Here is a 13247-nt window from a genome sequence, read left to right on the forward strand (position 1 = left end):
GCCCTCCCCAAATGAATCCTTGAAACCTTCCCATCATCTTGAAGAGGCACACCATGAGTCTTCCTCCCGTCCGCGTAGCTGTGCTTGGATCCGGGTTCTTCGGCACCACCCTGGCCGTCGCCTGCACCTCGCACGACGCCTTCGACGTTGTCGCCATCTGCGACCTTGACCTTGCTTCGGCAAGGGAGCTGGCCGCCCGTGTGGGCGCCAGGGCGCTCGGCCATACCGATGAGTTGGCCGTGGCCGACGACGTCGATCTGGTCATGATCGCCACACCGAACCACACCCATGCTGCAGCGGCCATTTCCCTGCTCAAGGCCGGCAAGAGCGTCTTCGTCGAGAAGCCGTTGGCCATCACAGGCCTTGACGCCGTAGCCGTGGTTGATGCCGCCGGGAAAAGCCGCGGCAAACTCATCGTGGGCCACGTGGAACGGACGATGCCAGGCATCAAGAGGATGTTCCACGCCGCGCGCTCCGGCTCGCTCGGCACGCTCCTGGAGGGATATGGCAGCCGTTCGCGGCTGGTTCATGTACCCGACGGAACGGAGAGCTGGTGGAAGCTTGACCGCAGCCGCAGCGGTGGCGAATTGCTCCACGAGATTCATGAACTCGACTTGCTGACGTGGATCTTTGGCGAACCGGTGGATATCCGCGCGACGGTTGGTGCGCCCCAGCGCGCCGGGGCGAACGTTGAAGACAGCGTCCACAAGACCACTCTGAAGTTCGCCTCGGGCGCCGTGGCCCACCACGAATTGTCGACGTCGGCCCACGTGCCGGACTGGCGCCTTCGCGTCTCCGGAACGGCGGCCGCACTGGAGGCAAACCTGCGCACCGGCGTCGTCAGCCAGTTCACCGATGGCCAACTGACCGACCACTGGGGCATCTTTGACTCCGAAGTGGCCAACGCGTCGCTGAAGGAGTCGGCGGAGCAGCCCCAGGCCTACGGCCTCCCCGGTGCGGCCAGCCCGCTCTGGATGCAGGCGGCCGTCGAATGTGAACTGGCGGAAATCGCCGCCGCGATGCGCGGGGAGGACAGCGTGCTCATTGATTCCCCCGCAACGGCGGTCATGGCAGCCACCGAGGCGATATCGCAGGCCGAGGCCGCCCGGTCCGGCGCCGCAGCAACCTCCTTGGCGGGAGTCTAGGGATGGCCTGCACGGTAGCCATCATCGGCAGCGGCAACATCGCACGGGACCATCTGGCAGCGCTGCGGCAGATCCCGGAGGTGGAGGTGGCATACGTCTACGGCTCAAATCTGGACCGCGCGGCGTCGCTTGCCGCCCTGTATCCAGGCGCCAAGGCAACAACGGACATCCGGCAGATCCTCGATGATCCCGCCATCAATGCGGTCGACATCACCAACTCGACCCCAGACCACGCCCGTTTCACCATTGCCGCCGGACTGGCGGGCAAACACGTCCATGTGGAAAAGCCCGCCGCACTGAACCTTGGGGATTTTGATTCCATGGTGGCCGCCACCGAAGGCCGCGGGCTGAGCCTGATGGTCGGCCAAACCGTCCGGTTCCAGCCATCCATCGCCACCATCGCCCAGGCTATCCAGGGCGGCGACATCGGCACCCCCCGCCTCACCCACGTCAGCTGGTACACCGGGTACGTTTGGCCCGGCGGCTGGCGCGGATGGCAGCTCGACGCCGCGAAGTCAGGCGGCCATCCGGTGCACAATGGCAGCCACTGCATCGACTTGGCCGTGTGGCTGTTGCAGCGGACGCCGGTAAGGGTCTTTGCCCGATCGTTTCCCAGTTATGCCGCCCAGATGCCGGTCCACGACAGCTTCCAGCTCACGGTGAAGTTCGACGACGGATCCCTCGCCCTACTTGAGATCTCCTACTCCCTGCGCAAACATGCAGACGTGCTGCGCCGGATCGTGGTGGCCGGCTCGGAGGGCACGCTGGCGCACAGCACGACCGATGATCCCGGGCTCACCAGTGATGGGGCGCGGCCTGCCCCGAGTTCCGTCGAGAATGCGATGACTGCGCAGCTGCGCCATTGGGTGGATCTGATGGAAGGGCGAGCCGAGCCCATCGTCAGGACTGCCGAGGTTCGTGCGGCGCTTGCCACGGGGCTGGCCGCACAGGAATCCCTGGACACAGGCCGGGCCGTCAACCTGTCCATTCCGTCCATCCACGAGAAAGCGAAAACCCGATGACCGATCTGGAATCGACCCAGGCTGACCGGCCCAGGCTCCGTGTGGGCTTCCTCTCGGGCATTCGCCACGCCGTACCGTATGCCGAGATCCTGGCGGAACTTGCCGACGTCGAACTGGTAGGCATTGCTGAATCCCAGGAATCACCGGCATGGATGCATGGGGACTCCGCCGCAGCCGCCGAGAGTGTGGGCATCCCATACTTTGATTCGCTGGAGCCACTGCTTGATGCCCGGGCCGTGGACGTCGTCGTCATATGCAGCGAACCCATCCGCCATGCGGCGCTTGCCGCCCGCGCGCTGGCTACCGGTTTGCATGTGTTGGTCGACAAGCCCATTGGTACCAGCAGCGTGGACATCGCCGGCCTCGCTGCGGCGGAGGCCGGTTCTGCCGGAACCTTGAGTGTCATCAACCGGCTGCAGTCACCGGCTGTCCAGCGGCTGCGGCGTTGGGTGGACGCCGGCAGCATGGGACTGCCACTTCACCTGGATGTCGAGTGGTTTGCCAGTGGCGCTCATTTCGCGACGTCGGTGGAACGCCCGGAACTGGTCGTTGATCCTCATCTGTCCGGCGGCGGAGAGATCCTGAACTTCCTGCTGTACCCGGTGGACTACATCCGGTTTCTGACTGGGCTGGAGGTCCTGGAAGTCCATTGCGAGGCGGCGACCCTTTTCAGCGGACTGCACCAAGACGCTGCCGTCGAGGACTGCGCCATTGCCTCGCTGTTGCTCGAGAATGGGGTGACTGCCACAGTCACCCTGGGCCGCGTGCCTGCCGCGCCAGGACTCGGTCCGGTGTCCTCCACCATCAGGATTCTTGGCTCCCACGGCAATGCCAGTTCCGACGACGACAAGCCGCAGGTCAGCCGGTTTGACACCTCCGGCGGGGTCTCGGCACTGCCGGTTGACGGGCCGAGTTCAGTTGCCATCCTGCGCCGCATGCTCAGTGGGTATGTGCAGGACCTGCGCAACGGCGCCCGGCCCGCCTACGGTCTCCGGGAGGCCGCGGCGAGCTTGTCCGTCATCGATGCTGCCTACGCTTCCGTGGCGCAGGGGCAGCCCGTCCGCATCAACCAGACGGGCTAGCCGGCCGCTTGGGAGCAGTCCCCCCATTCCCCACATTTTCAATTTCTCCACGCATTCACCTGAAAGGAATTTCCCATGTCTGAAGTCCGCTACGGACTTGTCGGCGCCGGCTACTTCGGCCTGGCCATCGGTCGTGCCCTGCTCAAGCTTCCCTCGGCATCCATCAGCTACGTCTTCGATCCACACAACTCCGCGAAGGCAGCCCTCGACCTGGGCGCCCGGGAGGCCTCCTCCATCGAGGAACTCTGCTCAAGTGATGACGTTGACGCCGTAATTGTCGCCTCGCCCAACTGGGCCCATGCCGAAGCGGTCCTCGTCGCTGCCCGCCACGGGAAGCACGTCTTTTGCGAGAAGCCGATCGCACTTTCCTACGCGGACTGCACCCGGATGATCGCGGCAACGTCAGACGCCGACGTCGTGTTCATGGCTGGGCACGCCATGAATTTCATGAGTGGCGTGCGGCGAGCGAAGGCCCTTCTTGTTGACGGCGCCATCGGGGACGTCGTGTTCACCCGGGCCGTGCGGAACAACTGGGAAGGGGCCCAAGGGGATGTCACGTGGAAGAAGCGGCGCGACCTTTCCGGTGGGCACCTCTACCACCACATCCATGAACTCGATTTCGTGCAGTCCATCATGGGACCCGCTGTTGAGGTCACGATGGCGGGCGGGAATGTAGCTCACCAGGGACCCGAATTCGGTGATGAAGACGACCTGCTGCTCATGACGTTGGAGTTTGGCAACAACACCTTCGCGGCCCTTGAATACGGTTCGGCCTTCCGCTGGCCTGAACATTATGTGCTCATTGAAGGCACAAAGGGCGCAATCCGCATCGACCTGCAGGACACCGGTGTCGAGCTGCGCGCGCCGGAGTCCACTGAGACGTTTCTGCTGCACCGAACCGTCGACGAGGACGACGACAGAACCGCCTTCTACAACAGGGGTGCTGTGGACGGCGGCGTCCTGTTTGGCAATCCGACGATCGAACCGCCCCTTTGGTTGCGCGGGGTCATCGAAGAGGAACTGACGTACTTCCACGGCCTCATGCGCGGGGAACTGGCCATTGCCGAGTTTGCCGCGCTTATCGATGGCACCGCAGCAGCCGCATCCATCGCCACCGCCGATGCCCTCAGCCTGTCGCTGCAGGAGGGACGCAAGGTCCTCGTTTCAGAGATCACCGGCTGAGGGTTGTTATCCCTCAGCCGGGGCTGACTACCTCGACTTCCTCGGTGGGTGTTGACACTGTCAACACCCACCACCTCCGGACTCGCTCGTACCGGTGCCGGACTGGCCCGGATTCGGCATGCTTCCGTGGGACCCCACTGGTTGCAGGGGTAAGAATCCGGTTCGAGTCCCACCTCGGGCACAGTGTTTCCGCAGGTCAGGGGCCCTTTGGGCCTCGGCCTGTGGACAAAACCCGCCAAAGTGTTGACACGAAGTCCGCTTCGCGAGGCGTTTTGGCCCGGTTTTACGGGCCCATGGCGTGTGGGTTGCGCTGGTTGCTGACCATTGCGGGTCCTCGATTCTTCAGGTCTGCGGTCCGGTGTTCTGCTCTTTACTCATTCATCGTGGAAAACGCGCCTTGCCACATGACCTACGCGAAACTTTCTTGGGTATTTTTTCGTGCGACGCCCAAAGTTTGGGTCACCTCCAGGGCGGGTTCCCTGCCTGGGTGTGATGGATGTTGACCGTTCAGACCGTCCAGACCGTTCAGACCGTTCAGACCGTTCAGACCGTCCACCAGGGAACGGCTCCGCGGAGGCATGCTTGTCCAACAGTCCTCTTGAGGGAGCCGGATGGTTTGTTGCGAATACTTACCGTTTTACGCACATCTTGTGGAACAGGTCCGGGACGAGCGCGTGGCTAGGGCCGGCGCAGCCTCGTTCTCCGGGAGGCAGTCAGGAGTGGTAGCCGTTGTTGGGACTGGCATTCCTTAGGTGACAGTGAGCTGCGTATACATGCCAGCCTCGTAATGGCCGGGCAGGTTCCAGGACAGTTCATAGCGGCCTGGTGGAAGGTACACCGTTACCCAGCTGGAGCTTCCGGGGAGAATGCCTTGACCTTCACCTTCGGCGCATGTTGCGGCGGCTTCACCGAGGCTGCTGGCCTCATTGATCTTCCCGTCTCTGCTGGCGATGAGTGTTCCGGCGACTTGTGTGCCGGGCAGCGGCAGGATGACCATTTCGTGCGTGAGACGACCGGCATTGGTGACCAAGAAGGACACTTGTCCGTGCTGGACGGTAGCTCGGTCTGTGGTCAGGCGCATACCGCCCATCCCCCTGGAGCCGCGCATCATCGGGCCACCCATATCCGTTGTCGTGACACTGACGAGAGTCCCCGTCAGTGCGGGAACCGTGCATCGGGCGGCGGCGGGGAATCCATAGCCGCCAAGACTTGTGCCGATGCCCGTGAGGACAATGACGCTTAGGGAAACGCCGGTCAGGACCAGGGTGGCGAGGACCCCCAGCAGGACGACGGCCCTGCTGGATAGCGTGTTCACGTGCGGCGCCTCAAGGCCGTCCGCCGGGCGTTGAGTTCGGTTTCGTCGATCTCCCCGCGAGCGAAGCGTTCGTTGAGGATGCGTTCGGCGTCATCAGGCACATGGCCATGGGAGCCGCCCCCACCAGGTCCGCGGTTGCCGCGGACCAGAAGGATCACGACGGTGATCACGGCGCCCCAGAACAGCATCATCACTAAGGCCATGGCGATCCATCCGCCGATCCCGTTTCCAGCCCATCCGTACATCATGGTCAGCCCTCCTTTTCCTCCAGTGTTGCCTGCGTGTGGAACGACTGGCAGAGGCCTTGGTCCCGGCATCAGGCTGTCCGGCCGACCTGGTCAGCGTTGCCGAATGGCCGCCAGCCCGGCCATGAGCGCGCCGATGAGGGCAAAAGCGCCACCGATGGGGAAGTCAGTCGGCTACAAGGGACTGGAGCTCCGGTGGCAGGCCGGTTGCGGTGCTGTGGGCGGTCCATTGCGCAAGGGTGAGCAGGGCTCCGGCGGCCATGAGCCCCTGGCCGGCCCGCATCAGGATCCAGCGGTGCAGGCTCTTCATTGGGTCAGCATCAAGTTCGTTGTTCGTCATGGTGTTCCCATAAATGATTGGTGTGCGCAGGGTTGTAGCCAATCGTTGACACCTCAGGGTGGGGAACGGTTGGCCGATGGCCATTGGGCTAGGACGCGGCCGGGCGGAAGGTCGCGCCGCTGTCTGTGGAGACTTGGACGCCGGTTGCGGTGGAGGCCCAGATCCATGGCTTGCTGGCGTTCCCTCCCCGGCGGTGATGGCGTTGACCTGGCCGCTGATCCGCCCTGTCTGTATCCAGTTCACGCCCGCGTCGGTGGAGCGTTGCCGGCCGTCTTGAGTGGTCGCCAGCACGACCGTGTTGGTGGAGGTCAGGGCGTGGAAGTCGGACTGGCCCTGCCGGGAGACCGGCGCCCACGTTTTTCCGGAGTCGGTGGAGCGGATGAGCCCGGCCGGGTTGGGCAGGGTTGAGCCGGGGCCCGGGTGGCCGGAAGCGTAGAAGGCGGCGGTGTGGCCCGTGGCAGTGAAGCCCATCAGGTCGATGGTGTGTTTCGTCAAGTCTAAGTAGGCCGTTTCAGCGCTAAGAATTAGGCCACCTCGGCCCGTTTCTGGTCCATTTCAGCGGTTGGCTATTTCATGAGGGCATTTTTGACCCGGTAGGACTCGCCGCGGAATTGCAGAAGCCGTCCGTGGTGGACCAGCCGGTCGATGACGGCGGCGGCCATGTTGTCGTCCCCGAACACTGTTCCCCAGCGGGAAAACTCCAAATTTGTGGTGATGATCAGGCTGCGTTTTTCATACCCGTCAGCGATCACCTGGAAGAGAAGCCTGGCCCCTTCGGTATCGATCGGCAGGTAGCCCAGTTCGTCAATCGCCAGGAGCTGGTTCTTGGCCAGGGCGGCCAGTTCCTTGTCGAGGCGGTCTTCGTCCTTGGCGCGGCGCAGCATCATGACCAGGGCGGAGGTCGTGAAGAACCTGGCCTGGATGCCCTGCCGGCAGGCTGCGGCCACCAGGGCGGTGGCCATGTGGGTCTTGCCCGTGCCGACGTCCCCGTAGAGGACCAGGTCCTGGGCCCGGTTGATGAAATCCAGGGATTCGAGGGGTTCGCGGCCGTAGTCCTCCGGGAACCGGACACTGCCGTAGTCGAACCCGGTGAGTGTTTTCATGGCCGGCAGCCTCGCTGCCTTCAGCAATCGTTGGCGGCGTGACTCCTGCCGGGATTCGTGCTCGGCCAGCAGGACCTCGTGGAGGTATTCGCGTTGTTTCGGGGTGCCCTTCTCGGCCCATTCGGTCAACACGCTGCCGGTCAGCGAGGCATGCTTGCCCGCTTCGAGGATGTCTTGGACGGTGATCGGGTTCATGCGACTTCTCCGGTGGTGGTGTTCAGGGTGGTGAAGGTGTCATAGACACTCAGATCCACGTTGGCTGCCGGCGGTTCGGTGCCGTCAGCCAGACGGCGGGCCAGCATGCCCAGCATGGCCATGTCCGGTGCATCCCCGCGCTGGATCAGGGTGTCGGCAGCGGCCACCGCGGCATCGAATCCCGCCGCCGACGAGGCGGCGTCCACGGCGTTGAACAGGCGGCGCCGCCCGGTGGCGGTGGCTTTGTCCAGCCAGTCACGCACGGGGTCGGTGACCAGGGCCCGCAGCGGGGAATGGGACCACGCCCCGGGCTTCGTCACGAGCAGCGGCACCAGGGAAGCCGGGTCGAAGACCGTCTCGGCCTGCTTCCCGAAGACGCGTGGGAACGTGCGGACGGGTTCGGAATGCTCGTCAAGGATCTGCACCACGTCGTGTCCCAACCCCACCGTGAGCATCCGCCCGTGGAAGACGGGCCCGGCGGCGTACGTGTTCCCGTCAATGAGCAGGTTCCCGGTCTTGTCGGCCTTGCGCGATTCGTAGCGCACGGCATCGAAACCGATCCCCGGCAGTTCCATGGAGGCGGCCACGTCCTGGGCGAACAGCTCACCCAGGGGCAGGCCCTTGCGGTAGTGCACTGTGGTGGCCAACGCATCGCAGCGCGCCATGAGGACCTTGTTGAGCCCCTCCAAGGTGGCGGCCTCCGGCTCGGGGACCATGAAGTTCCGGCGCAGGAACCCCACCGCGTTCTCCACGTTGCCCTTCTCGTGGCCCGAGTATGGATTGCAATAGCGGGACTGGGACCGGTAATGGAGTTTGAAGGCGCCAAACAGCTTCGTCTCGGTCACCCTGGTTCCCACCCGGTTTCCGATGCCCGTCGCGTTGTCAAAGACCATGTGCCGCGGCGCAGCCCGAATGTGCTCGAACACGGTCCGCAGCCCGTGGGCAACGCATTCAGCGGTCTCGCCGCGGTATGCCTGGACGAAGCGCATGTTCGAGAACGGGAAGGTCACCACGAGGATGTGCAGGACCTGCCGGATCCCGGCAATGATGGCCTCGGCCTGACCGAAGTCGACCTGCACGGTGCCGGCAGGCCAGACCAGTTCGGTGAACCCCTCGCCGGGCTGCCGGTTGGCGGCCAACCATTTCTTCACGTGCCGCTGGACCGGTGAATAGGTGCCGGTGAACCCATGCTCTTCCACGAGCCTGTCAAAGATCCGCTTGACCGTGTGCCGCTGCTTGCGGTTCCGGCGCGCATCCTCGATGAGCCACCGCTCAATGATGTGCTCGAACCCGGCCAGGACCGAGGCACCCGGCCTGGCCAGCGGTGCCGGCGGCGCCGGGGAGAAGTCCTGCTGCTCGGCGTACTTGGCCGCCGAGGTCCGGCTGACTCCCAGCCTGCGGGCGATCTCCCGCACGGGGACTCCCTGGGAGTCGAGTCGTCTGATATTTTCTTGTACGGACATGGGTACCGTCATCTGCTTTCCAGCCCTTCCGGCGCATACGCTTCGCAATGGCAGCGCCGTAAGGAACCTATCTGGGGGTGGCGGGCCCATGTCCCTGACACTCAAGGCGGGGCCCGAACCACCGGGTGATCTCTATCTCCAAACCAGCCCCCGAAACCTGATTCCGGGATGAAATGACTGGCCTGATTCTTACCGCTCTTTTGGCCTGAAACGAGCCACCAACGTGGCCCATATTCTCGGCTGAAACGGCCTACAGATAGTCGATCACACACAGATGGTGTCGCTGATTTTGACCGGGGCCTTGGAAGTGGCGTCAAAGAAACCCTCGTGCGCTACCGGCCAGCACGAGGGGCAGGGCCAGCAGGGCCACGGCGGATGCTTTGCGGGTAGGGAAAATGGGGGTGCGGGATGTCACGGGGTACTCCAAAAGAGGATGGCGAAGGAGGGGCGGTGGCCCGGCACGGGTCCGGGCCACCACCACTGGGGGAAGGGGCCGGCTGCTAGAGGGTGGCCAGCAGGGCCTTCATGTCCTTGATTTCGGATTCCTGGCTGGAGGCGATGCTCTTGGCCAGGGCGAGGGCGTCGGCGTTCTTGCCGCCGGTGGCCTCGGACTTCGCCATCTCGACGGCGCCTTCGTGGTGGGCGATCATCTGGGAGAGGAACAGCTTGCTTGCCCCGGTGCCCTGCGCTGCTGTGAGTTTGTCCATATCGGCGCCGGTCATCATGCCGTTCATGCCGTGGTTGCCGGCCATGGCGGTGGGCTCGGACCAGCCGGTGAGCCAGCCGGTCATCTTTCGGATTTCCGGGCCTTGGGCGGCCTTGATGTCCTTGGCCAGGGTGGTGATTTTCGCGTCGAGGCCGGTCTTGGCGAGCATGATGTCGCTCATCTCCACCGCCTGGGCGTGATGCGGGATCATGGCCTGGGCGAACATCGTGTCGGCGGAATTGTGGTCCCCGCCGCTAACGGGTGCCTGGGTGCTGGAGGTGGTTGAGCCGCCGTGGTCCATGCCCGGCATGGAACCACCATCAGTGCTTGTGGAGCACCCGGCCAGGGCGATCATGGCCGCAGCAGCGGTGGCGGAGAGGGGCAGAAATTTCTTCATAGGGAACAGTCCTTCACTAAAAAGGGTCTCGATAGGTAGCCGGCACTCCCTGTTTGGGGTGCGTGTCGATGGGGGCCTGCCACAAGGTGGCGGCCCGGGCATCGGTTTATGTTCGGCTGATCGAGAGCTGGGCCAGTGACGGGCCGTCGGGCGCCCGGCCCCGGGTGTTGGGACTGGGCGTGCCGGTGAAGGCCGTCCAGGCGGAGACGCGGGTGAATGTGCCGGGGAGCGGGGGGGCCGGGGTGGCCGGAGCCACCGAGGGGACGCATGCCCCGTGCAGGTCCATCGAACCGGGACAGGCGGGAGAGCAGCCGCACATGGCCGGAGACTGGTTCTGGTCCGGCTTGGCCGGGCCGGCTGCAGGGGTTTCGGCCGACGTGTGGTGCGCAGCGACGGGGGTGGACACGGCCATGTCGGGCGCGGTGGCCGGGCTTCCCATGGCCGCCGGTCCCATCGACACCATCTGGGCCCCGCCCATGACGTGCATGCCCAGAAGCCCGCCAATGATGGCCAGCACGGCCGCCAGGAGGCCGGCCCACCGCAGGAAGGATCCGATGCCGGGCATCTCAAGGGTGCTGCGCATCGACGGGTCCTTTCCGTGGGTGGGGTTGGTGTGCATTCTACCGGTGCATGCTCCGGGCACGCACAGGGCCGGTGTCAGTGCACGTCGGCCGGGTTGAGTGTGAGGCGCCGCAGGAGCTGGGCGTTCAGGGCCACCACGATGGTGGAGGCGGACATGAGGACGGCCCCGGCCGCGGGGGAGAGCACGACGCCGGCGAAGGCCAGCACGCCGGCGGCCAGCGGGACGGAAATGATGTTGTAGCCGGTGGCCCACACCAGGTTCTGCCACATCTTGCGGTAGCTGGCCCGGGACAGGTCCACCGTCGACAGGACGGCCCGGGGGTCGTTGCCGGCCAGCACCACCCCCGCCGATTCCATCGCCACGTCCGTTCCTGCCCCAATCGCAATGCCGACCTCGGCCCGGGCCAGGGCGGGTGCGTCGTTGACGCCGTCGCCGACCATGGCGACCTTCAGGCCGCGGGCCTGCAGCTCGGCGACCTTCTGGTCCTTGTCCTGGGGCAGGACCTCGGCGAAGACCTCATCGATGTGCAGTTCGGCGGCCACGGCGGCGGCGACCTGGCGGGCGTCGCCGGTGATCATCGCCACCGCGATGCCCCGGCGCTGGAGTGCCTGGACGGCCTGCCTGGATTCGTCGCGGACCTCGTCCTCCAGCGCAACGGCGCCGATCACGGCCCCATCCCGGATCACGTGCAGCACGGCCGCGCCCCGGTCCATCCACGCCGTCGTCGACGCGCTGATGGGCTCCGGCTCGGCCAGCTGGAGCTCAGTGAGCAGGGCCGGCCCGCCCACGGCGACGTTGGATCCGCCGACGGTGGCCCGGACGCCGCGGCCGGTCAGTGACCGGAAGTCCGTGGCTTCCAAGGCCGGGCTGCCGGTGTGGCGGGCGGCGGCCAGGATGGCGCGGGCCACGGGGTGTTCGCTGTCGGACTCGACGGCGCCGGCCAGGGCCAGCAGCTCATCGGTTGTCACGCCCTCGACGGCCACCACCCTATAGGTCGGGGGCCGCGGCGGGCGGGGCTTGGCCTGTTTGAGCACCAGGGTCTGCCGCCGCGCATGGTCGCGGTGCCACTGCATTTGGGCGCACAGCTCGTCCAGGATGGTCTTCTTTGGCGGCCCGGTCCGGCCGGGCATAGCGGAGGGAGGTGGTCTTCGTGACGGCTCTGCGTTCGCGTTTCGATTGCTCCATGGCTCACAGTGCCGGGCCAGCGGTTACCACCCCAGCAGACGTGCCGCTGTGCGGGCATTCTCAAATGATTCCTCGATAGCAGCTATGCGGGCATCTTTGATATCAACGCGGGCCGTAGACAGTGCCCGCCCACAGAGGTAATTTGACTGAATGCATAGCAATAGTGGTTCATCCTGGCGCCGCATCGTCGACTTGGTGGCTGTGGCGATGATCGGTGACGGGGCATTGGCACTGCTGGTCCCGACCGAACACTTGAAGACGTGGATCTACGGGCCACAGCCGTGGCGCGACCTTGTCAATTTTTTCGCTGATCGGCCTAGGCTGACGCGCTTGGTCGGGGCCGTTGAGATTTGTGCCGCGTGCTGGTGGGTGCGCCGATCCTTGAGCGGGAACTCAAACGATCGCAACCGTATAACGGGGCCAACTGCGGATCAGGCACAATGATTCCATTGAGAACGCTCTCCCGGAACCTATGAGGGTCGCGTTGGCGCCTTCAGACCGGTTGTGCTGTTACTCCGTGTCTGCTCCGCTCTTATGTCCGCTCACTTGTTGGGGGCCAACGGTTCCGTCCGGCCAGTAGCCTCCTTCGGCGTATTGACCGATTTCCGTCTCTGCAGTTCAGCCTTGAACCGTTCCGGCGGTGCCGTTGCCGGCCTCCACGAAATGTCCGGCTTGTTCGGTGTCTTGGTCAGTTGGAGCGTGCAGTGCTCCCTCGCTCCCGGCCGTACCATAATCGCCTTCGGTGTATTGGCCCTCGCCGCCGCCAGCGCGGCGGCCGGCCCCAGTGCCGGCCTCGCCGTAATTGCCTTCGACATAACGGCCTCGGACCTCTGCCCCCTCTGCAATTTCCCGGCCACGTGGCTTGCCCGTCCGCCCAGGCCCTGCGCACCCGTGCACCATACCGGACCCGCACCCGGCCCGCGGGTACGTCCTCGAGCGCTTCCAGCGCTGCAAGTTCCAGGTCCGGGCGCATGAGGCTGAGCACCTTTCCGCCTGCAATCCGGGCGAACCGTTCGTAGTCCAGGCGCGAGGTCACCCGTCCGCCCGTGTCGACGTACTCGGCCGCGTCCACCCGGTAGGCTACGGCGGCCAGGGGCGGGTACAGGCCGATCCGCTCCGACGCTTCGACGCCGGGGCCAAAGAAATCCATCATGTAGCCCGCCGCGCGCAGGCCAGGCGACCCCTCCACCAAGACCACATCCCACCCGGCGAGCCCGAGCTGTCGGGCCGTGACCAGACCCGCGATACCCGCCCCAACAACGATGGCCCTCATGAGCGTGCCCG

12 protein-coding genes and 1 pseudogene are annotated in these 13247 nt (G+C 65.2%); 4 read left to right on the forward strand and 9 right to left on the reverse strand.

The genetic code is table 11. The annotated features are described in order from the left end of the window. Nucleotides 1–53 precede the first annotated feature (53 nt). From ACQCSX_RS01440 to ACQCSX_RS01455, 4 genes are all read left to right on the forward strand, one after another. Entirely contained in the window at nucleotides 54–1145 is a 1092-nt protein-coding gene (locus tag ACQCSX_RS01440) for a Gfo/Idh/MocA family protein (protein WP_427017344.1), read from the forward strand. 2 nt (nucleotides 1146–1147) lie between these two features. Beyond that, on the forward strand, nucleotides 1148–2167 hold the full coding sequence (locus ACQCSX_RS01445) for a Gfo/Idh/MocA family protein (protein ID WP_427017345.1): 1020 nt from the start codon (nucleotides 1148–1150) through the stop codon (nucleotides 2165–2167). Continuing rightward, the gene (locus tag ACQCSX_RS01450) at nucleotides 2164–3249 is read left to right on the forward strand and encodes a Gfo/Idh/MocA family protein (protein WP_427017346.1); all 1086 of its coding nucleotides are present in this window, start codon (nucleotides 2164–2166) and stop codon (nucleotides 3247–3249) included. The genes ACQCSX_RS01445 and ACQCSX_RS01450 overlap by 4 nt, the downstream gene beginning before the upstream one ends. 75 nt (nucleotides 3250–3324) lie before the next feature. Beyond that, nucleotides 3325–4431, forward strand: a complete 1107-nt coding sequence (locus ACQCSX_RS01455; RefSeq protein ID WP_427017347.1) for a Gfo/Idh/MocA family protein — start codon at nucleotides 3325–3327, stop codon at nucleotides 4429–4431. A gap of 748 nt (nucleotides 4432–5179) precedes the next feature. Here ACQCSX_RS01455 and ACQCSX_RS01460 read toward each other — a convergent pair. From ACQCSX_RS01460 to ACQCSX_RS01500, 9 genes and pseudogenes are all read right to left on the reverse strand, one after another. Then, a complete protein-coding gene (locus ACQCSX_RS01460) occupies nucleotides 5180–5746 on the reverse strand; it encodes a sulfocyanin-like copper-binding protein (protein WP_427017348.1) in 567 nt (188 codons plus the stop codon). Next, on the reverse strand, nucleotides 5743–5994 hold the full coding sequence (locus tag ACQCSX_RS01465) for an SHOCT domain-containing protein (protein ID WP_427017349.1): 252 nt from the start codon (nucleotides 5992–5994) through the stop codon (nucleotides 5743–5745). The genes ACQCSX_RS01460 and ACQCSX_RS01465 overlap by 4 nt, the downstream gene beginning before the upstream one ends. Before the next feature lie 163 nt (nucleotides 5995–6157). After that, entirely contained in the window at nucleotides 6158–6331 is a 174-nt protein-coding gene (locus ACQCSX_RS01470) for a hypothetical protein (protein ID WP_427017350.1), read from the reverse strand. 566 nt (nucleotides 6332–6897) lie between these two features. Further along, entirely contained in the window at nucleotides 6898–7629 is a 732-nt protein-coding gene (gene istB / locus ACQCSX_RS01475) for an IS21-like element helper ATPase IstB (protein ID WP_427015968.1), read from the reverse strand. After that, the gene (gene istA, locus ACQCSX_RS01480) at nucleotides 7626–9092 is read right to left on the reverse strand and encodes an IS21 family transposase (RefSeq protein ID WP_427016398.1); all 1467 of its coding nucleotides are present in this window, start codon (nucleotides 9090–9092) and stop codon (nucleotides 7626–7628) included. The genes istB and istA overlap by 4 nt, the downstream gene beginning before the upstream one ends. Before the next feature lie 500 nt (nucleotides 9093–9592). Next, complete coding sequence (locus tag ACQCSX_RS01485) at nucleotides 9593–10195, reverse strand: DUF305 domain-containing protein (RefSeq protein WP_427017351.1); 603 nt, start codon at nucleotides 10193–10195, stop codon at nucleotides 9593–9595. A 106-nt stretch (nucleotides 10196–10301) separates the two neighbouring features. Continuing rightward, a complete protein-coding gene (locus ACQCSX_RS01490) occupies nucleotides 10302–10778 on the reverse strand; it encodes a hypothetical protein (protein WP_427017352.1) in 477 nt (158 codons plus the stop codon). A 74-nt stretch (nucleotides 10779–10852) separates the two neighbouring features. Further along, a pseudogene (locus ACQCSX_RS01495) lies at nucleotides 10853–11749 on the reverse strand (HAD-IC family P-type ATPase); the annotation flags it as partial. Nucleotides 11750–12651: 902 nt separating this feature from the next. Next, complete coding sequence (locus ACQCSX_RS01500) at nucleotides 12652–13236, reverse strand: FAD-dependent oxidoreductase (RefSeq protein WP_427017353.1); 585 nt, start codon at nucleotides 13234–13236, stop codon at nucleotides 12652–12654. Nucleotides 13237–13247 lie beyond the last annotated feature (11 nt).

It is taken from the genome of Pseudarthrobacter sp. P1 (assembly GCF_050156935.1).
Taxonomy (GTDB): Bacteria; Actinomycetota; Actinomycetes; order Actinomycetales; family Micrococcaceae; genus Specibacter.